The organism is Anoxybacteroides rupiense, from assembly GCF_014196195.1.
Taxonomy (GTDB): domain Bacteria; phylum Bacillota; class Bacilli; order Bacillales; family Anoxybacillaceae; genus Anoxybacteroides; species Anoxybacteroides rupiense.
On the sequence record NZ_JACIDF010000001.1, the window covers coordinates 206127 to 226154 of the forward strand.

The following is a 20028-nucleotide window of genomic DNA, read 5'->3' on the forward strand; positions in this document are numbered from 1 at the left end:
GCATCAACACTTGTGTTCTTGATTTTATTATACCATAATGACACATATAAACCTTGTCCATTTATTGGGGTGCGACCTTCTTTTCCGCATAACCATACATTCGTTCCAATCATTTACAAGCAATCCTCAATACGTTATAATAAATTAACAGCATTTTAATTTTTTTCCTATCATAAACAATTATTAGAACAATGATTCTTCTCTAATCAGTCAAGGGAGTGAAACAATGAAAACGGCCGTTGTGTTTGGCGCTACTGGGGGAATGGGAAGCGCATTAGTCGAAGCCCTTATCAAACGTAAAATATATGTGATAGCGGTAGCCCGTTCAAAACCAACATTATTAGATAAACAGCAAAACTGGGGAAACCTCACAAGCATCCTGCCCGGCGATGCTATGAATCTCGAGGATGTCGAAGCCGCCGTAGCAAAAGGAGACATGGTCTTTCATGCTATCAATCTTCCCTATCAACATTGGGATCCTAATCTAGCGATTATTCTTTCAAACATTTTAGAAGCGTGCCGAATCTACAATAAACCGTTTGTTTACGTAGATAATATTTATTCATATGGTTTGCAATCTCAAAAAACAACCGAAGCGTCTCCTAAAAAACCGCATACAAAAAAAGGCAAACTGCGGTTAAAGCTGTTGGAGCAAATTGAACAATCTAGCATTCCATACCTAATCGCCCATTTTCCTGATTTTTACGGCCCCAACGCAGGAAACACCCTTCTTCATTTTACATTTCAGCAAATGCTAAAAAGGAAAATGGCTTTTTATGTTGGCGATCCTTCCATTCAAAGAGAATTTATTTACATTAAAGATGGAGCAGAAGCATTAGTAGAATTATCGCTGCGTCATGATTGTTTTTATCAATCATGGAATATACCAGGAGCCGGAACGATTTCCGGAAAAGAAATCGCTGAAATTGCCGGAGGCTATTTAAACGCTAACATCCGCATCAAACCCATCTACAAATGGATGATTCAACTTGTCGGGATGTTTAATCCCTTTATGAGAGAATATGCAGAAATGATGTATTTAAACGAAAAGCCGGTCATATTAGACGGCGGCAAATATGAAAAAACCGTCGGTCCGATTCCGCAAACTCCTTATGCAGTCGGCATTAAAGAAACGTTAAAGCATATGCAATCGTAGTTTTCTTCTATAACCAAACTCTTTATGAACCTCTCCCGCCTCCCCTTCGTTTCAAAACGGGAGATTTCTCGATAGATAAGTTCAAGGGAAGATGGGGCGGATGAACTAGAAACGAACACCGCCATCTGCTTGTTCGTTCGAACATTATCGTTTTTAGATTGGATTTATAGACTTGTGATTTAGGCACTCGACTATAAAAAACGGAAGGGACCTTGAAGATCTCTTCCGCTTTTTTAACATCATCTATACAATTACGGTAAATAGGTCACTCCCATTAAGAAACGGTCCACTTCTCTTGCTGCTTCCCGACCTTCATGAATGGCCCATACGACTAAGCTTTGACCGCGTCTCGCATCACCTGCAGCAAACACTCCCTCTACATTGGTTGTATATTGACCATAAGGAGCCTTCACTTTTTGATTGACGGTTTCGACGCCAAATTGCTGTAAAAGAGGCTGTTCAGTGCCTTCAAAGCCAATAGCAATAAACACTAAATCACACGGCCACACTTGTTCAGTCCCAGGAATTTCTTTAAATACCGCTCTTCCGCTTTCATCTGTGATTTTTTCCATTTGAATCGTATGCAGCTCTTTGACTTTGCCCTGTTCATCCCCAACAATTTTTTTCGTTTGAATGCAGTACTGCCGAGGATCTGCACCAAATTTCACTTTTGCTTCTTCATAGGCGTAGTCTAATGTAAACACAAGAGGAAACTGCGGCCAAGGATTATTTTCAGCGCGCTGTTGCGGTAAGGCCGGATGCTTGCCAAACTGAACGACGCTTTTACATTTCTGTCTTAGCGCCGTAGCCACACAGTCCGCCCCCGTATCTCCGCCGCCAATGACAATCACATGCTTATCGCGCGCATCAATCAAACCGTCATCGGTAAAGTTGGAATCAAGCAGGCTTTTGGTCGTTAATGTTAGATAGTCCATAGCAAAATGGATGCCTTCAAGCTCTCGGCCTTCAATGACCAGATCGCGTTGCTTTTGAGCGCCTGTACATAAAACGACCGCATCGTATTGTGAACGCAGTTCATCAGCTGTGATGTCTCTTCCTATCTCCGTATTCGTGATAAATGAAATTCCCTCTTCTTCTAAAAGGCGGACTCTTCGTTCCACGACTTCTTTTTCAAGCTTCATGTTTGGAATGCCATACATCAATAAACCACCGATGCGATCTGCTCGCTCATAAACCGTAACGGAATGCCCGGCTTGGTTTAACTGATCGGCGCAGGCTAGACCCGCCGGCCCCGATCCGACAATCGCCACCTTTTTCCCTGTCCGTTTTTTCGGAATCCTTGGCTGAATCCATCCTTCGGCAAACCCTTTATCAATAATAGCGCGTTCAATGCCTTTAATTGCCACAGCTGGATCTGAAATCGCCACCGTACAGGACCCTTCACACGGCGCAGGACATACCCTTCCTGTAAACTCTGGGAAATTATTTGTTTTTAAAAGGCGGTCTAATGCCTCCTTCCATCGGCCGCGGTAAACAAGATCATTCCATTCCGGAATCAAGTTATGAATCGGACATCCAGAGGTTAATCCGTTCCATTCCATGCCCATATGGCAGAAAGGGGTCCCGCAATCCATACAGCGGGCACCTTGTCTTGCCAACGTTTCATCAGAAAACGGAAATGTATATTCCTTCCAATCATCTAAGCGGGAAAGTGGCTGACGCTTCACTTCTTCTTCGCGCGCATACTCCATAAAGCCTGTTGCTTTGCCCATTGTCATTCCCCCTCCTTTTCCGCTGTGCAGAGGCTATCGCCTATTTTGCGATCGCCTCTAAATTTGCATGCTGAATGTCAATCGACTTTTTTTGCTTTGCCACCACTTCGAATGCCGTCAAAAGCGCTTTTTCCTTCGAGAGACCTGAACGTTCCATTTCTTCGATTGTTTCTATCATTAATTTGTAGTTTTTCGGGATGACTTTGATAAATTTCGCGACAAATTCCTCCCAATGAGCCAATACATGAGCGGCTCTTGGACTGCCGGTATATTGATAATGCTTCGTCATCATTTCTCGTACCCGCTTGATTTCTTCTTCATTTTCCAGCTTCTCAAACAATACCATTTCCTTGTTCGCTGTACGCATAAATTGTTCCGCGTAATCGGCCAATACATAGGCGATACCGCCAGACATTCCCGCCGCAAAATTTTTACCGACGGCCCCCAGTATGACAACACGCCCTCCTGTCATATATTCACAGCCATGATCGCCGATTCCTTCGACAACCGCATTCACGCCGCTATTTCTTACGCAGAATCGCTCTCCTGCCCGTCCGCGAATATAGGCTTCGCCGCTAGTGGCCCCATAAAACGCGACATTCCCGACTATAACGTTATCACCCGAAGAGAAAGCGGCTTCCTCTGGCGGAAGAACAATCACTTTTCCTCCAGAAAGCCCTTTTCCAATATAGTCATTGGCGTCACCGGTCAAGGTCATTGTCATTCCTGTTGGCACAAATGCCGCAAAGCTTTGACCAGCAGATCCATAAAAATGGAAGCGTATAGTATCTTCAGGAAGCCCTTCTTCGCCATAGCGCTTCGATATTTCGCTGCCGACAATCGCTCCAACTGTGCGATGGATATTTCGGATAGAAAGATGCTTCTCTGCTGGCTCCCCATTCTCTAGCGCTGAAGCAGCAACCGGCAACAGCTCATGACAATCAAGCGACTCTTCGATTTTATGGTATTGCGGTCGCGCAAAAGTACGCGGTCCATCCACTTGATAGAGCAATCGAGATAGATCAAGATGCTTGGCTTTCCAATGCTGCTTCATACGATCGCTCACTTTTAATACATCGACGCGTCCAACCATTTCATCGATGGTCCGAAAACCGAGCTCTGCCATCATTTCTCTTACTTCTTGAGCGATGAAATACATAAAATTCACAACATGCTCTGGTTTTCCCATAAATTTTTCGCGCAGCTCCGGATTTTGCGTAGCCACCCCAACCGGACATGTATCTAAATGACAGACTCTCATCATGATACAGCCGAGAACCACCAGCGGCGCTGTAGCAAATCCAAATTCTTCAGCACCGAAAAGAGCAGCCATCACCACATCGCGACCTGTCATCAGCTTGCCGTCTGTTTCCAAAACAACGCGGTCGCGCAGACCATTTAACATGAGCGTTTGATGCGTTTCAGCAAGCCCCAGCTCCCACGGAAGGCCTGCATGCTTAATACTTGTTTTCGGCGACGCTCCTGTACCGCCATCATAGCCGCTAATAACAATGACATCGGCCGCCCCTTTAGCCACACCTGCCGCAATCGTTCCCACTCCAGCCTTCGAAACAAGTTTGACGCTAATACGCGCTTTTCGATTCGCGTTTTTTAAGTCATAAATAAGCTGAGCTAAGTCTTCGATTGAATAAATATCATGATGTGGAGGTGGAGAGATTAGCTCAACTCCCGGCGTAGAACCGCGAACCTTGCCGATCCAAGGATACACTTTGTTTCCTGGCAGTTGTCCTCCTTCGCCAGGCTTTGCTCCTTGTGCCATTTTGATTTGCAGCTCATCCGCATGAACCAAATAATGGCTTTTCACCCCAAAACGGCCTGAAGCGATTTGTTTAATGGCGCTTTTACGAAGATCGCCATTTTCATCAAGAACGTATCGGCTTGGGTCCTCTCCGCCTTCGCCGCTATTGCTTTTCCCGCCAATGCGGTTCATCGCGATCGCCAGCGCTTCATGAGCTTCCTGGCTCAATGAGCCATAGGACATCGCTCCTGTTTTAAAGCGGCGCACGATCGACTCTACCGGCTCTACTTCTTCGATTGGAACCGGTTTTCTCGTTTTATCAAATTCGAACAAATTTCGCAAAAATGTCATGCGTTCTTCATTTGCCATTTTGCTATATTCCTTAAAGAGCTGATAGTCGTTTTTTCGGCAAGCCCATTGAAGCGTATGAATCGTCTTTGGATTAAACGCATGATGCTCACCGTTTCTTCGCCACTGGAACTCGCTGCCCGAATCCAGTGTCGCTTCCCGTTCCGTTGACTGGAATGCTCGCTCATGGCGCAATTTCGTTTCTAATGCAATCTCATTTAGCCCGATTCCACCGATTTGTGAGGCGGTTCCAGTAAAATACTGATTTATCACTTCTTCGCCGATGCCGACCGCTTCAAAAATTTGTGCTCCCCGATAACTTTGCACAGTCGAAATCCCCATTTTCGACATAACCTTGACCACACCATCTGTCGCTGCTTTTTTATATTTGCTCACCGCATCCTTGTAAGAATAAGCAAGCACTTCTTTTTGGATCGCGTCGCGAATCGTTTCTAAAGCCAAATAAGGATTCACTGCATCAGCCCCATATCCGATCAAGGCCGCAAAATGATGAACCTCTCGCGCTTCCCCGCATTCGATGATAATGCTTGCATTCGTGCGCGTTCCTTTGCGAATTAAATGCTGATGAAGTGCACTCACCGCCAAAAGCGGCGGAATAGCGATATGCTGCTCATCCATGCCGCGATCAGAGAGAATAAGAAGCGTTTTTCCTTCTCTTATGGCAGCATCCGCCGCTTCACAAAGCTGATCGAGTGCCTGTTTTAAATGATCTGTGAATAATGACGGCAGCACAGCACAGCGAAACTCTGGGTACGGATTCGCTTTAAGCGCAGCAAGCTCTTCATTCAAAAGAATCGGAGAGTCTAAGCGGATGCGGCGGGCCGCTGATGCATCCGGATGAAGAATATTTCCTTCTTTTCCGAGGAGTGTCATCGTGGAGGTGACGATGTATTCACGAAGCGAATCGATCGGCGGATTCGTCACTTGCGCAAACAACTGCTTAAAGTAGTTAAACAAGCTTTGCGGCTGATCTGATAACACCGCAAGCGGCGTGTCATTCCCCATAGCTCCGACAGGATCCTTCCCATCTTTGATCATTGTGAAAATCGTCTTTTCCACATCTTCGTGTGTATAGCCAAACGCCTTCTGCTTGACAACCAGCTCCTCCACCTGCTCCATTTGCTCTGGAATTGGCAAGTCTTCCAACGATATCAACTGTTCTTGAAGCCATTGCCGATACGGCTGCTCTTTGGCAATTTCTGCTTTGACCTCCTCATCGGAAATAATTCTTCCCTCTTCCAAATCGATTAACAGCATTTTTCCTGGGCTCAGACGATCTTTATACAAAATGTTTTCCGGTTCTAATTCAATCACTCCTACTTCTGACGAAAGAACGATGTAATCATCTTTTGTGACATAATAACGGGCTGGTCTCAACCCATTGCGATCTAAAATCGCCCCGATCTGTTTCCCGTCTGTAAACACAATGGCGGTAGGTCCATCCCACGGCTCCATTAAACAGCTATAATATTCATAAAATGCTTTTTTCTCGTCATCCATCTCATGATCCCAAAACCACGGCTCTGGAATCAGCATCATCGCCGCATGTGCCGGCTTTTTGCCCGCTAGAACAAAAAATTCAAATGCGTTATCTAAAATGGATGAGTCGCTGCCATTCATATCTAAAATCGGAGTGATTTTCGCTAAATCATCGCCAAAAAGCTCGGAGACAAATTGTTTTTCTCGCGCTGCCATCCAATTGATATTCCCGCGCAACGTGTTAATCTCACCATTATGAATCAAATAACGGTTTGGATGGGCTCTTTCCCAGCTTGGGAACGTATTGGTGCTGAAGCGAGAATGCACAAGGGCAAAGGCCGATTGAAACCGTTCGTCTTGAAGATCAACATAGAACTCATCAAGCTGATCCGGAGTTAACAAGCCTTTATAAACAATGGTGCGGCTCGATAAGCTAGCAAAATAAAATTCGCTGTCAGAAATCAGCTTTTCCGCTTGCTTGCGTATGATATACAGCTTTCTTTCAAAAGCAAGCTGATCGACAAGATCACGGCTCGCTTCAATAAATACTTGGCGGATGTACGGCTTTGTCTGCTCAGCCTGTTTTCCGAGTTTTCTGATATCCACAGGTACCGTCCGCCATCCTAATAATGTTTGTCCTTCATTTTGAATGATCTCATTAATTTTATGTTCATAATCGATCCGCTCCTGCTCGTTTTCCGGCAAAAATACCATCCCAACACCATATCTCCCTTTTTCAGGAAGGTGCATTTTCCCACAAACCTGTCGAAAATAATCGTGCGGAATTTGTACCATAATGCCGGCGCCGTCTCCTGTTTCTGGATCGCTTCCTTGCCCGCCGCGATGCTCAAGCTGGCGCAGCATATGAAGTCCTTTTTTTACAATATCATGGGATGGCTTTCCTTTAAGATGGGCATATAAGCCGATGCCACATGCGTCATGTTCAAATTCAGGACGGTAGAGACCTTGTGCTTGCGGTAATCCGTAATGTTTCATTTGTCTTCTCCCCCATTCCTTTTACCGATAAAGTCTGTTATTGTAATTTTAGTTTCCAAAAATGATATAAACAATATATAATTCAGATTAAATCAATCTCATTTTGAGATAAATGAGAAGGAGAGAACAAAAATGGAGCTAAGGCAGCTAAAATACTTTGTTGAAGTCGCCAAGCGCGAACACGTATCAGAAACCGCTGAAGTGCTTCATGTCGCCCAATCCGCCATCAGCCGCCAAATCGCTAATTTAGAGGCTGAGCTCGGCGTCCAACTGTTTGAACGGGACGGGAGAAATGTGAGGCTTACTCCGGTTGGCCGTTACTTTCTTCCGCATGCCGAAACGGTGCTGCGAGCAGTCGACCATGCCAAGCAGCAAATCGATGAATATTTAGATCCAGAGCAAGGAACAATTAAAATTGGCTTCCCTTCTAGCTTGGCAAGTCACACCATGCCAATGGTGATCTCCGCCTTCAAAGAGCGGCATCCAAACGTAAAATTTCATTTGCGTCAAGGATCTTATCGATTTTTAATTGAAGCCGTGAAAAAAAGAGAGATCGATCTTGCCTTCCTCGGACCTGTCCCGACCGAGGAAAAAGGAATCAAAAAAGAGATTCTATTTATTGAATCTTTTGCCGTGCTGCTGCCGCAAAATCACCGGTTTGCCAAAAAAGAAAGCCTGCTGCTGAATGAACTGCGCCACGAGCCGTTTGTTACTTTTCCAGCCGGTTACATTTTGCATAAAATTGTGCTTGATGCTTGTAAGCAGGCTGGATTTTCGCCAATCATCTCATCTGAGGGAGAAGATTTAGATGCCATTAAAGGGCTTGTGTCTGCCGGCATTGGCGTCACCCTGCTTCCTGAGAATACATTTTATGATACAATGCCGCGCTTTACCGTGAAAATTCCGATTTCCATGCCTGACGTCAAACGAAATGTCGGCATTATTCTTTCTGATTATCACGAGCCGGCGCCATCTGTGAAAGTATTTTATGAGTTTGTGAAGCAATTTTTCTCCGTTTTAGAGCGATATAAATAATGATAGAAAATTACAAAAAATGCTATAATAAACATAAGGAGGTGTTGAGAATGGAACTTTTTGTCGGAGCAGTTCTTTTGTTGTCTGGAGCGGTTGTCATCATGAACTTTTTAGGAAGCTCTCCTAGCCTAAAAAAACGTGATGAACACAATCAAAGCAAACCAATGGATGATTCGATCTATCCATCCCATCCATCAGGCCTGTAAACGAACCTAACCACACCTATAAGAAGACCCATTCCAAAGCAGAATCCCCATTTTTTCAACGGTCGGAAGAAAGCCTCCGACCGTTGAAAAGGCGCAAACTTCATATCAAATGTTTCATCTATACCATGTTTCTCACTATTTTCATGACGGTGCCCGCCATACACTTGGAAAGGGAGCGAACGGACTCTAAAAAAATCGATACAACCTCCAAGCTCCTGACCTGAAAAGTTCTATTTCTCCACAAAGATAAAAGATTCTTTCCATCCCCCCGTAATCATGACATTTTTTCAACATGTAAGATCTAAGCATAAATATAATATAGAAGCTAACTATATAAAGATTGAACGAATCCCATCTGTAAAAAACGCGATTGCAAGGCCAGTCAGCCACTTGCCTTTTCGTTGCACCTGCACATGACGAAAACAACCGTCGCACTCCATATCCATGCCACCGCTACTATATATAAAACCAATCACCTTCCCGTTTTTTAAATGCTTGCTTTTATCGTATTTTATTTTTATATAGATGTCCGTTCATTCTCAGGATCCACACACGATTTTCTGTGATGCTTTTGGTTCATTGTCGCTTTTCATTTATGTCCATTTTTTAATGCCGATTTATATGGTTGCATGTGACGCTCAACTAGCACCATTGGTATCTCTATCCTTCTATTGACAAAGCAAATCAAACTATTATATTCTAGTAACATATTTTTTACTTAAACGCATAAAAGCATAAAAGCGTTTAAGTATTAAAGTTATAGAAAAATTTCTTGAAACTATCGCTTATTTTTTCAGCAAAAGAGAAGAAAGGAAGGAACAGCATGGAAAATCGTCAGCAAGACTTAAAGCGGGGACTGCTGCCTAGGCATGTCCAATTTATTGCTTTAGCTGGAATGATTGGCACCGGCATCTTTAAAGGCAGTTCAGACACGCTATCAATCGCGGGACCTGGGGTTGTTTTTGCTTATTTATTAGGGGGCTTGCTTTTATTTATCGTCATGTCGGCATTAGCGGAAATGGCCATCGCCCATCCAAACTCAAATGTTCAGCACCTGATAGATAAGGCGTTTGGCTTTCATGTCTCTTTTATTGCGGGCTGGCTCTACTGGATCAACTGGACGATTGTTATCATCGTTGAAATTTTAGCAGCAGGTAGCTTTCTGCAATATTGGTTTCCAGCCATTCCGCTATGGCTTTTAAGCTTGCTTTGCGCCAGCTTCATTTTCGCCATTAACTTTGTTCAAGTGAAATATTATGGAGAAATTGAGTTTTGGTTTGCCGCCATTAAAATTTTGGCGTTAACCGCCTTTATTGTTTTGGGCTGTTTGCTGTTAACAAACATCATCCCAGGACAAACAATCGATGCGCTCTCTCATTACACGGATCACGGCGGCTTTTTCCCTCACGGAATAACAGGGGTGCTAAGTGCCCTCTTAGTGGTGATGTTCTCATATGGCGGTGCGGAGTTAATCGGCGTCGCCGTGACAGAAACAAAAAATGCGGAACAAGTGCTGCCAAAAGTAGTGAAAGGAACGATGTGGCGAGTGATTTTGTTTTATATGCTCCCTATGCTTATTATTTGCGGTTTAATGCCGTGGGATAAAGTGACAGGCGAAAACAGTCCATTTGTCCAAGTATTAGATATGACCGGGTTGCCAGGAGCGGCCCATATTATGAACTTTGTTTTAGTGACAGCTGTTCTATCAGCGGCGAACTCGGGAGTATATGCAACTTCGAGAATGTTATATTCAATGGCACAAAACGGCGAAGCGCCAAAAGCTTTATTAAAAGTAAATAAGCAAGGGGTACCCATTATTGGGCTCACGATTGCAGCCATCTGTATTATCATCGGTTTATTTTTGGCTTATATCGCTCCCGGACAAATTATCAGTTATTTAATGAGCATTCCTGGATTTACTGTTCTTTTATTGTGGATCGGTATTTGCTTGGCCCAGTTAAAGCTGCGGTTTCGTTATCAACAAATCCCGGCATTTCATGTCAAGGGATTCCCGTACTTAACTAGTTTTGCCGCATTGTCTTTATCTTCCATTTTCATTTCTTTTCTGTTTAATCAAAACAATTGGATCGGTTCAGCGGTTTGCCTTGTAACGCTTTGTCTGCTTATTTTATTCTCTTTTATAGTCAAAGCAAAGACGAAACAGCCCAACAAACCAAACAACCGCTCGGCCGCCAATCTTTAAAAAATGAACCACTTGAACAGCAAGAGGCCAGTCATTGACTGGCCTCTTCATTATGCCATTCCCTTTAGAGTCCGGCTTGTTTATAGGTAAGTTAAACAATCAGATTTAATAATGCGAGCAATCCTAATGCTACCACCGAAATGATGGTCTCAAGAGCGGTCCACGTCATCAGCGTCTCTTTGACGGTCATGCCAAAATATTCCTTAATCATCCAGAATCCCGAGTCATTGACATGTGACAAAATGAGGGAGCCAGCGCCTGTCGCCAGCACAAGAAGCTCCATATTAGTTCCTGGAATACTGGAAGCAATCGGCGCCACAATGCCGGCAGCAGTCATCATGGAAACTGTAGCCGATCCTGTGGCAATGCGAATAAGCGCCGCAATCCCCCAGCCTAGCAATAGCGGCGAAATATGCGAATGCTGAGCCGCTTCCGCAATTTGTGTGCCGATTCCCGAATCAAGCAACACCTTGTTAAATGCTCCGCCAGCGCCAATGACAAGCAAAATATTGGCCACGGGACCAAGGCAGTCGTTCGCTAGCTTTAACACTTTATCACGCTTCCATCCGCGTGCATATCCAAGGCTAAAGAAAGAGTAAACGGTTGCAATCAATAAAGCAACGATCGGGTCGCCAATAAAGCGGATCACCTTCGCGGCTTCTGTCTCCTGGTCGAAGGCAACATTGGCGATCGAGGCCATCAACATTAAAAGAACTGGCAGCAAAATCGTAAACAGTGTGTTTGCGAAGCTTGGAAGTTCCTTCGCTTCATGATGCAGCACCAACTGCTCAGCCATTTCATCCGGCACTTTCTTATGCAGGCGCGCACCGATCCATTTTCCAAACAACGGCCCTGCAATAATGGCTGTTGGTAATCCAACAATGAATGAATACAAAATGGTTAAGCCAACATCTGCTTGAAAGATGCCAACCGCAGCCATCGCAGCCGGGTGCGGCGGAACGAGCCCATGTACAACCGATAATCCCGCAACAAGCGGAACACCAACGGTAATAAGCGAGATGCCCGTTTCCATGGCAATCGTAAATACAAGCGGAACTAATAGCACAAATCCCACTTGGAAAAATACCGGAATCCCCACTAAAAAAGCGACAACCATCATAGCCCAATGCACTCTTTTTTGTCCAAAGCGCTGAATGAGCGTCTTGGCAATTCGTTCTGCCCCTCCTGACTCTGCCATCATTTTTCCGAGCATCGTTCCAAGCGCTAACACAATCGCCAAAAATCCAAGAGTGTTGCCAAGCCCTGCTTTAATCGAATCAATAATACCAGGCACTTCATCGGAAGGAGCAATGAGGGGCATCCCCATCGCTAGACCAACACCAACTGCGGTCAATATTAACGCAACAAACGGATGAAGCTTTGCAACAGTAATTAAAAGAAGCAAAATGACAATCGCCGCAATCACAATAACCATTCCCATCCCCTTATCCTCCTGTTCAACTAAATCGGTTTAGTTTCGATGAATCATAAAGAATGCACCTATTCGGCTTAGGTTTGATCATCCGATCGTTGTCAACATCTATCCTATTTTCGTGAATATTTTGCTTGAAATGCGCTAAGAGCGCCAAATTCATCTTTCAATCGCTGGTACAACCGCTCATATAAATCAAATAGTTCCAAATAAACCGCTGTATTTTTCTCGTTCGGAACATGGGTCGCTTGAATATGAACCCACTGCTTAACCTCTTCCAATGACGAAAGGTCGCCAAGCGCATAAAGCGCCATAACCGCCGCTCCCAGCGCTGACGCTTCGTGCGTTTCCGGAACAAGCAGCTCTTTCCCCAGCATATCGGAGAGCATTTGCCGCCAAAATGCCGATTTTGCAAACCCGCCTGATACGCGTATCTCCGACAGCGAACCGGTCACATCGCGGATGGCTAGAACGACAGAAAGGATGCTCAGACACACGCCCTCCATCACCGCACGAATAAAATGCTCGCGCTTATGATGAAGACTAATTCCAAAGAAGGTTCCTCGCGCCTTCGCATTCCAATATGGCGCCCGTTCTCCCGAGAGAAACGGAAGAAATACTAACCCTTCTGAGCCTGCCGGGACGGTTTCGGCATACTGTGTCAAAAGATCATATGGATCCATTCCCAGCTTTTTAGCCACCTCTCGTTCCTGACCGCCAAACTCATCGCGCAGCCATCTTAACAAAATTCCTCCATTATTAGTTGGCCCGCCGACGATCCAATGATGATCGGTCAGCGCATAACAAAATGTCCGCCCTCTTAAATCTGTTTTTGGCACAGAGGAAATCGTACGTACAGCACCGCTTGTCCCGATCGTAATCGCCGCTTCTCCAGGAGAAACGGCCCCTACTCCAACGTTGGCAAGTACCCCGTCACTCGCCCCGATCACGGCAGGGATTCCTTGGTCTACTCCCATTTGTTCTGCCCATTCTTTTTTCATTCCTTGCAAAATATAAGTTACTGGAACAGGGCGGGATAAATGCTGTTTCGTCACTCCGAGCAAATGTAGAACACCGTCGTCCCAGTCCAATGTGTCAAGATGGAAAAGCCCGGTTGCGGAGGCGGTCGAATAATCTACAACGTATTGTTCATATAGCCGATAAATAACATATTCCTTAATCGATACAAATTTATGGGCCTGCCGAAATAATGGCGGCTGCTCTTCTTTCATCCAAAGCAATTTAGGCAAAGGAGACATCGGATGGACAGGAGTTCCTGTCCGTTGATAAATCTCTAATCCTTTCATTTCATCCAACAGCCTCTCCGACTGCGCAGCGCTTCGATTATCTGCCCAGATTAAACAGCGCGTCAAAGGAATCCCTTGTTCATCTAGGGCAATCAGCGAATGCATCGCCGCGCTAAATCCTAAAGCTTTAACTTGAGCAGGCCGAATACCCGCTTTTTTTATGGCAGCGTTTACACTTCGGACAACGGCAGAAAAAATGAGGTCAGGATCCTGCTCTGCCCAGCCAGGATGCGGCTGTATAATAGGATAATCAAATGAAGCGGATGAAACGACTTGGCTAAATTTGCCAAACACCACCGCTTTTGTACTTGTTGTGCCAATATCGACTCCGATGACGACATTTCTGCTGTTGTTCACGGTCACCCGCTCCTTTTTCTTGTCTGTTCTCTATAAGATGGATTGGTTTAAAAATATCTGTATGCATCCGTATAAGGAAAACAACCGTCAAAAACGGTTGAAGCTCCATCACGCAAATGTTCGCCTGTGAAGTTACATCCACATAGCAATGATAGAATGACAGATTTTTTCCACTGCTTCGTGGGATCACAAGTTAATAACCATATTAAGATCAAAATGCCTGATCAGCCCCACACATACTCGATTGCTTCCATTTGTCCTCAGGTTGTCATAGGTTTGAATGCCATGACACAGACTGGCGTTTTTTTAGCACGGGCTCCAATCGTAAAATTTGCGGCTCTTTTTCTTCATGGCTGCGCTCTATCTTTTGAAACAACCGTTCCGCTGCTTTCCTTCCCATTTCAAACGCTGGTTGGGCAATTGTCGTTAAAGTTGGGGTATAAATGGAAGCAAACGGTACATCGTCAATGCTAATAAGAGCGATGTCATACGGAATGCGGAGCTGATTTTCTTGAACAAAATGAAGTACCTCCATCAATGTTAAATCATTAATCGCAAACAACGCTTGTGGCGGACAGCCAGACCGAAAAAGCTTCGTCAGCCCTTCCTTGATGCAAGGGATCTCCAGATTCACGATGTACTCATCCATTACCTGTAGTCCTCTCGCCTTTACAGCTAGCTTAAAGCCTTCCACCCTCTCCGTTCTTGGAATGTTATACGATACAAGCGGAGGGGTTACGATTCCAATCCGTTCGTATCCTACATCAGCCAAATGATCCACCGCAAGTTTAGCTGCTTTATAGTTATCCAAGAGAACCGCATCCACAGGCAGATCTGGAACCGTGCGATCGACAAATACAAGCGGAAACGATTCATTGACCATCTTTTCATACCATTCATAGTTTCTTCCTGTCGGAAAAATAATTAATCCATCAACCTGCTTGGCTCTTAGCATTTCAATATACTTTTTTTCTTTCTCCGGATCATCATCGGTGTTGCATACAATGACATGAAAATCCCGTTCTTGACATACGTCTTCAATCGCCCGAAGCACCTGTGTTGTTAGCATATGTAAAATATTAAAAACAATGACACCGATCGTAGAAGTAGATTTTTGCTTTAGGCTCCGTGCGACAAAGTTCGGTTGATAGCCAAGTTCTTCAATCGCTTGCGCAATACGTTTTTTCGTCTCTTCACTCATATATTCATAACGCTTATTTAAATACTGGGAAACTGTACTTTTGGAAACATTCGCTGCTTTCGCCACGTCGGCCATTGTAATTTTTTGCAAGGATATCCCTACTTTCCTGATACTAAATCGATTTAGTAAACAAGCAAACAAACAAATTATTTTATAAACCGGTTTAGTTAAATTATATATCATTTGAAAGCGCTTTTACAACTACTTTTTCGCCAACTGAAGATACAGAGTATAGAAACTCATACAGACAGAGCGCATTAGACAAACCTTTGTCAGGCGAATACGTGATTTTGCTTTTTTTCAATCAATCGAATGATCCCCCTATTACCGAAAAAACGATTTTTTATAGAACACCATCCGGCGATGAACCGAAACAATCACACGTCTCCTAAGTCGAATACGATAAAAAACCATTTAAGTCTAATCTATTTTATTTGATGAACCTATCTCACTAAATGATTGGATAGATCAGGCTTTTGCCTCAAACAGAACATAGACTGGCCGTTTTTTAGATATATAATTGACTAAAGCAATATAATCAAATAAAATATTTGACAAAATCAAATAAATTAGGAGGCACTCGTATGATTTTTGAGGAACGAATCAATGCTGTCCGTCATTTTAATCGGTTTATCACAAGACAAATTGGTGCATTACAAGAAGGATTATTACATAGCCCCTATTCCCTTACAGAATCTAGAATATTATTTGAAATTGCTAATCATAGCCAAATCACCGCCTCAGATTTGACTAGGCAGTTAGGATTAGATCCAGGCTATTTAAGCCGGATTTTAACACGATTAGAAGAACAGGGAGTTATTTATAAAGAGCGATCAGAAACCGATGGAAGGCAACGAATTTTAAAGCTTACTTCAGAAGGAAAAGCGGTTTTTTCCTTGCTCAACCAACGTTCATATGATGAAGTATCTGAATTCCTAAGTGAATTATCAGATATTGAACAGCAACAGCTCATTCACGCTATGCAAACGATTGAAGGAATACTTACTAAAAATCGCAGGTTTAAATTCTCTGGACCGTACTTTTTACGACAACACGAGCCAGGCGATATGGGGTGGATCGTTCATAAGCACGGGGCACTCTACGCGAAGGAGTATGGATGGAATGAGCAGTTTGAAGCGCTGGTTGCTCAAATTGTTGCCGATTTTATTAACCATTATAATCCTGATAAAGAACGGTGCTGGATCGCCGAGATGAACGGCGACATTGTCGGTTCTGTAATGGTGGTACACGAAAGTGACGCCATTGCCAAATTGCGTTTGCTCTTAGTTGATCCGCAGGCGCGCGGATTGGGGCTTGGTACACATCTTGTTCAAGAATGCATTCGCTTTGCTAAACGAAAAGAGTACCAAAAGCTTGTCCTTTGGACCAACAGCGTTCTTATAGCTGCAAGACATATTTATCAAAAACTTGGATTTACGCTTGTAGCCGAAGAAAAGCATCACAGCTTTGGCCATGAGCTGATCGGGGAGACTTGGGAATTAGAGCTTTAACACATGGACGAAGAGATCTCCTACGTCTCAGCAACATAGCGATGAAAGAGGGATTTTTCATCAAGCAGACGTTCTATGTTGTTTCTCCTCCTGCTTCCGTTTTCTTTTTTATCATCTAAATCAGAAACAAAGCGTTCCCTGAAAGAAGATAGGGAACGCTTTGTTTAGCGGAAAAACGCATGAAAAGGATCTTCCTCTTCTTGTTTGGGTGCTTCTCGTAAGGCTAAGTGCGCGCCGGCTAGCTCTACAGCACATAAAACGATATAAAACAAAAATCCTAGCAACATGATTTCCTCCTTTATGCTATGGTTAAAATGACAATAATTTATGAAATGCGTTTCAATGCAATAGTTTTTTTGAGGGAAGGGAAGACAATGGCAAACATTCGAGAAATCGCTAAACTAGCAGGAGTTTCTGTCGCTACGGTATCGCGTGTATTAAATCATTATCCTTATGTAAAGGAAGAAAAACGGCAAGCGGTCTGGAAAGCGGTCGAGAAGTTAAACTATACAAAAAATATCAATGCTGTTCATTTAGCCAAAGGAAAAACATCGATTATCGGCGTGATTCTGCCGTATGTCAACCACCCATACTTCAGTTCAATTGTGGACGGTATTTCACAAGAGGCGCTCCGCCACGGTTATCATCTTCTTCTATTTCAGACGAATTATGACGTGCAAAAGGAACTGGAAGCACTTGAGATGCTGCGAGTGAAACAAGTCGATGGACTGATTATTTGTTCCCGCACAATTAGTTGGGAGATGCTTAAGCTGTATCAAGAAGACGGTCCGATCATCTTATGCGAAGATACCACGGGCTGCGAAATGTCGTCCGTGTCCATCGATCATTATGAGGCATTTATGTTGGGGATGAACTATTTGATTGCAAAGGGGCATCGAAAAATTGGCTATTGTATCGGCCGGACGTCAGGCACAAATAGTGAACGGCGAGACGCTGCTTATCGGGATGCCTTACAAAATATCGATACAGTTCCAAGAGAAGAATGGATTTTTGATCGTTGTCTCGAAATCGCGGACGGGGCGCGCGTTGTCAAGGCTCTTCTTTCGATGGAAGACAAGCCGACTGCGCTGCTTGTCGCAAGCGATCAAGTGGCAGCTGGAATCGTGTTATGGGGGCAAAAAAATGGTTTGCAGGTACCAGAAAACTTGGCGATTGTCAGTTTTGACAATCATCCGATCGCTGAAGCGCTCGGCATCACCACAGTGGACTTGCCGTTGTTATCGATGGGGCAAAAAGCGTTCCAACTCATACATGACTGTTTCATCGGCAAAACAACGACCAACCAAAATGAGCAATTGCCTGTCCGCCTTATCGAACGGTTCTCGGTGTAGAATAGCGTTCAGCAGCGCCTCCTTATAAACGTAACCATCTGGAATCCGCTTTGGGTGGTCTTGGGCTTGCTTATTCTCTCTTGATTCTTTTACGTTATGGTTCAACGAGCATAGCGGATTATGGATGATAGGAAAGGGAGTATCACAATGAGCTCTTTGCTTCAACTTACACTTTCAGCTATGAACCTCCCCCACCTCCACTCTGTTTAGAGGAGGGAGACTTCTTGGGGGGATGGTGTTAAATGTATCGTAAAATGTTTCAATGCTGATCTCTTGGAGCAATCGCAAATCTTCAAGGTTGCATTAAATCAACGGAGAAATTGGAAGCAACATTAAAAGAAAAAATTTAAGAAACACTTGAGCACATTCATGAATTGACACAATTAGAAGCTGGAACAGGAGAAAAGGAAACCGAGCATCATTTAGAGACAGTCACTAAGGAGATAGAAGAAAAAGTTGAAACGCTAACAGAGGAAATAGAAAAGGAAACAGAGACAAAGATTCGTAGGAAAAAGCGCCAAGAATGTAGGAAATGGAAGAAACTTTTAAATCTGATTCGGGAAAATTTCTTACCACGACTAGCTACATACAAGGAACAGAACGAAATCTTTGGCGACCGTAACAGTTATTCCAAAACAGGCAAAGACGCCACCTTCATGTGCATGAAAGAAGATCATATGAAAAACGGTTAGCTCAAGCCAGGGTATAACGTGCAAATGGGGACAGAGAATCAGTTTATCTTGTTTTATATGATTCACCAACGACCTACAGACACTCGTTGTTTGATCCCACATTTGGAAAAACTGGCGGCTACTTCTTTACCGATGCCCAAAACCATCATCGCGGATGCAGGATATGGAAGTGAAGAAAACTATGTATATGCGATTAGCCTCGATTGGATTTTCTCATTCCTTATGGATCCTATGTACAAGAACAGACACGCAAAGACAAAAAGGAGATCCAAAACGCGAAAAACTGGATCTATTGTGAGCAAGATGATGGTTTTATTTGCCCGAATGGAAGGAAAGTAACATTTAACAAAAAGAATCCATCTGGTTATGAACAAAGCTTCAAAATATACGAATGTGAAGATTGTACAGATTGTCCATTAAAAGCGAAATGCACGAAGGCGAAGGGTAATCGTCAAATTCACTGGAATACCGTCTTCGAAGAAATGAAAGCGAAGGCAAAAACAACCCTTGAATGTGAAGAGAAAGCCGCAAGCTACTTTCGGAGAAAAATCGAAAAAATACAAAAGCAAGTGGAGAAAAACGGCTTGTTTTTCTCCACTTGTTTCATTTTAGGGACTTATCAGACAGCCTCTTTTTCTTCTATTTACTATACTTCTTTCTGGCTTCTTTAAAGATGGACGAAATTTCAGAAAGATGGGAATCCTCCAACCCCCCTTCAGAATAGATCTCTAAATCCGTGTTGTCGAGAGGAATTTTTCCAAATGTTACGCCTCTTGTGGCGAAAAGCCCGTCTTGCTCTACAAGGAAAAGCAAATAGTCTTTTCCATTTTTCATTTCTTCGTATCCGTTGACTGTATGAATAACACCATTATATTCAAATGACATTTCACCTATTGTTATTTTGCTGTTCACCTTGATTTTCTCATTATTCTCTTCATTTTTTATGACCTTTTTAATTAAAAACTCCGATTCTGTCCATCCTGAAACAAGATCAGGATTTACTTTGGACTTCCTAACTTGCGTACTAAGTTTTCCAACTTTTTTACCAATAACAATAATAGGACTTTTCTGTTCAAGTCCATTTAGCGATTCGAAGCTATCCGTCTTAGCATGATCAGATATGATTTTCTTTTCTATTGGCTTTGAAGATGATGAATGAGGGTCTTCTGCAATATAGTGACTAGCGATAGAAAGTGTTAAGACAGCAGTCGACGCTATAATCATTTTTTTCATTGGTTTT

At 43.6% G+C, this 20028-nt stretch carries 16 protein-coding genes; 9 read left to right on the forward strand and 7 right to left on the reverse strand.

Annotated elements, in window-relative coordinates:
- Window positions 1-226: 226 nt before the first annotated feature.
- Window positions 227-1156, forward strand: coding sequence for an NAD-dependent epimerase/dehydratase family protein (locus tag GGQ95_RS00930; protein ID WP_044745449.1), 930 nt, complete (start codon window positions 227-229; stop codon window positions 1154-1156).
- Window positions 1157-1407: 251 nt separating this feature from the next.
- On the opposite strand, the gene GGQ95_RS00935 is transcribed toward GGQ95_RS00930, so the two are convergent.
- A complete protein-coding gene (locus GGQ95_RS00935; RefSeq protein ID WP_159719679.1) occupies window positions 1408-2889 on the reverse strand; it encodes a glutamate synthase subunit beta in 1482 nt (493 codons plus the stop codon).
- 40 nt (window positions 2890-2929) lie between these two features.
- Entirely contained in the window at window positions 2930-7492 is a 4563-nt protein-coding gene (gene gltB / locus GGQ95_RS00940; RefSeq protein WP_183186238.1) for a glutamate synthase large subunit, read from the reverse strand.
- Between the two features lie 132 nt (window positions 7493-7624).
- Between gltB and gltC the strand changes: the two genes are divergently transcribed.
- From gltC to GGQ95_RS00955, 3 genes are all read left to right on the forward strand, one after another.
- Window positions 7625-8527 (forward strand): glutamate biosynthesis transcriptional regulator GltC, encoded by a 903-nt coding sequence (gltC, locus tag GGQ95_RS00945; RefSeq protein WP_066147528.1) that lies wholly within the window; start codon window positions 7625-7627, stop codon window positions 8525-8527.
- A gap of 50 nt (window positions 8528-8577) precedes the next feature.
- Window positions 8578-8733: a hypothetical protein gene (locus GGQ95_RS00950; RefSeq protein ID WP_156450500.1), complete on the forward strand. Its 156-nt coding sequence runs from the start codon at window positions 8578-8580 to the stop codon at window positions 8731-8733.
- A gap of 823 nt (window positions 8734-9556) precedes the next feature.
- Entirely contained in the window at window positions 9557-10936 is a 1380-nt protein-coding gene (locus tag GGQ95_RS00955) for an amino acid permease (RefSeq protein ID WP_066147526.1), read from the forward strand.
- Window positions 10937-11027: 91 nt separating this feature from the next.
- Here the strand turns inward: GGQ95_RS00955 and GGQ95_RS00960 are convergent, their stop codons facing one another.
- The 3 genes from GGQ95_RS00960 to GGQ95_RS00970 form a co-directional block, all read right to left on the reverse strand.
- Entirely contained in the window at window positions 11028-12377 is a 1350-nt protein-coding gene (locus GGQ95_RS00960) for a GntP family permease (protein WP_183186239.1), read from the reverse strand.
- Between the two features lie 104 nt (window positions 12378-12481).
- The gene (locus tag GGQ95_RS00965) at window positions 12482-14032 is read right to left on the reverse strand and encodes a gluconokinase (RefSeq protein ID WP_183186240.1); all 1551 of its coding nucleotides are present in this window, start codon (window positions 14030-14032) and stop codon (window positions 12482-12484) included.
- Window positions 14033-14300: 268 nt separating this feature from the next.
- The gene (locus GGQ95_RS00970) at window positions 14301-15323 is read right to left on the reverse strand and encodes a LacI family DNA-binding transcriptional regulator (protein WP_044745456.1); all 1023 of its coding nucleotides are present in this window, start codon (window positions 15321-15323) and stop codon (window positions 14301-14303) included.
- Between the two features lie 494 nt (window positions 15324-15817).
- Between GGQ95_RS00970 and GGQ95_RS00975 the strand changes: the two genes are divergently transcribed.
- On the forward strand, window positions 15818-16744 hold the full coding sequence (locus GGQ95_RS00975; protein ID WP_044745457.1) for a bifunctional helix-turn-helix transcriptional regulator/GNAT family N-acetyltransferase: 927 nt from the start codon (window positions 15818-15820) through the stop codon (window positions 16742-16744).
- 164 nt (window positions 16745-16908) lie between these two features.
- On the opposite strand, the gene GGQ95_RS18535 is transcribed toward GGQ95_RS00975, so the two are convergent.
- A complete protein-coding gene (locus GGQ95_RS18535; RefSeq protein WP_255357496.1) occupies window positions 16909-17031 on the reverse strand; it encodes a hypothetical protein in 123 nt (40 codons plus the stop codon).
- 87 nt (window positions 17032-17118) lie between these two features.
- On the opposite strand from GGQ95_RS18535, the gene GGQ95_RS00980 reads away from it, so the two are divergent.
- From GGQ95_RS00980 to GGQ95_RS18765, 4 genes are all read left to right on the forward strand, one after another.
- Complete coding sequence (locus GGQ95_RS00980) at window positions 17119-18096, forward strand: LacI family DNA-binding transcriptional regulator (RefSeq protein ID WP_044745458.1); 978 nt, start codon at window positions 17119-17121, stop codon at window positions 18094-18096.
- Between the two features lie 374 nt (window positions 18097-18470).
- A complete protein-coding gene (locus tag GGQ95_RS00985; RefSeq protein WP_183186241.1) occupies window positions 18471-18788 on the forward strand; it encodes a hypothetical protein in 318 nt (105 codons plus the stop codon).
- A gap of 18 nt (window positions 18789-18806) precedes the next feature.
- On the forward strand, window positions 18807-19127 hold the full coding sequence (locus GGQ95_RS18760) for a hypothetical protein (RefSeq protein ID WP_376768700.1): 321 nt from the start codon (window positions 18807-18809) through the stop codon (window positions 19125-19127).
- The gene (locus GGQ95_RS18765) at window positions 19103-19459 is read left to right on the forward strand and encodes a transposase (protein WP_376768701.1); all 357 of its coding nucleotides are present in this window, start codon (window positions 19103-19105) and stop codon (window positions 19457-19459) included. Before GGQ95_RS18760 ends, GGQ95_RS18765 begins: the two co-directional genes overlap by 25 nt.
- On the opposite strand, the gene GGQ95_RS00995 is transcribed toward GGQ95_RS18765, so the two are convergent.
- Window positions 19428-20021 (reverse strand): hypothetical protein, encoded by a 594-nt coding sequence (locus GGQ95_RS00995; RefSeq protein ID WP_183186243.1) that lies wholly within the window; start codon window positions 20019-20021, stop codon window positions 19428-19430. The genes GGQ95_RS18765 and GGQ95_RS00995 overlap by 32 nt on opposite strands.
- Window positions 20022-20028: the final 7 nt, after the last annotated feature.

Bases quoted from the DNA above. Each gene is read 5' to 3' on its own strand.
- GGQ95_RS00930 (WP_044745449.1), top strand. From the start codon at position 227: ATGAAAACGGCCGTTGTGTTTGGCGCTACTGGGGGAATGGGAAGCGCA.
- GGQ95_RS00935 (WP_159719679.1), bottom strand. From the start codon at position 2,889: ATGGGCAAAGCAACAGGCTTTATGGAGTATGCGCGCGAAGAAGAAGTG.
- gltB (WP_183186238.1), bottom strand. From the start codon at position 7,492: ATGAAACATTACGGATTACCGCAAGCACAAGGTCTCTACCGTCCTGAA.
- gltC (WP_066147528.1), top strand. From the start codon at position 7,625: ATGGAGCTAAGGCAGCTAAAATACTTTGTTGAAGTCGCCAAGCGCGAA.
- GGQ95_RS00950 (WP_156450500.1), top strand. From the start codon at position 8,578: ATGGAACTTTTTGTCGGAGCAGTTCTTTTGTTGTCTGGAGCGGTTGTC.
- GGQ95_RS00955 (WP_066147526.1), top strand. From the start codon at position 9,557: ATGGAAAATCGTCAGCAAGACTTAAAGCGGGGACTGCTGCCTAGGCAT.
- GGQ95_RS00960 (WP_183186239.1), bottom strand. From the start codon at position 12,377: ATGGGAATGGTTATTGTGATTGCGGCGATTGTCATTTTGCTTCTTTTA.
- GGQ95_RS00975 (WP_044745457.1), top strand. From the start codon at position 15,818: ATGATTTTTGAGGAACGAATCAATGCTGTCCGTCATTTTAATCGGTTT.
- GGQ95_RS18535 (WP_255357496.1), bottom strand. From the start codon at position 17,031: ATGTTGCTAGGATTTTTGTTTTATATCGTTTTATGTGCTGTAGAGCTA.
- GGQ95_RS00980 (WP_044745458.1), top strand. From the start codon at position 17,119: ATGGCAAACATTCGAGAAATCGCTAAACTAGCAGGAGTTTCTGTCGCT.
- GGQ95_RS00995 (WP_183186243.1), bottom strand. From the start codon at position 20,021: ATGAAAAAAATGATTATAGCGTCGACTGCTGTCTTAACACTTTCTATC.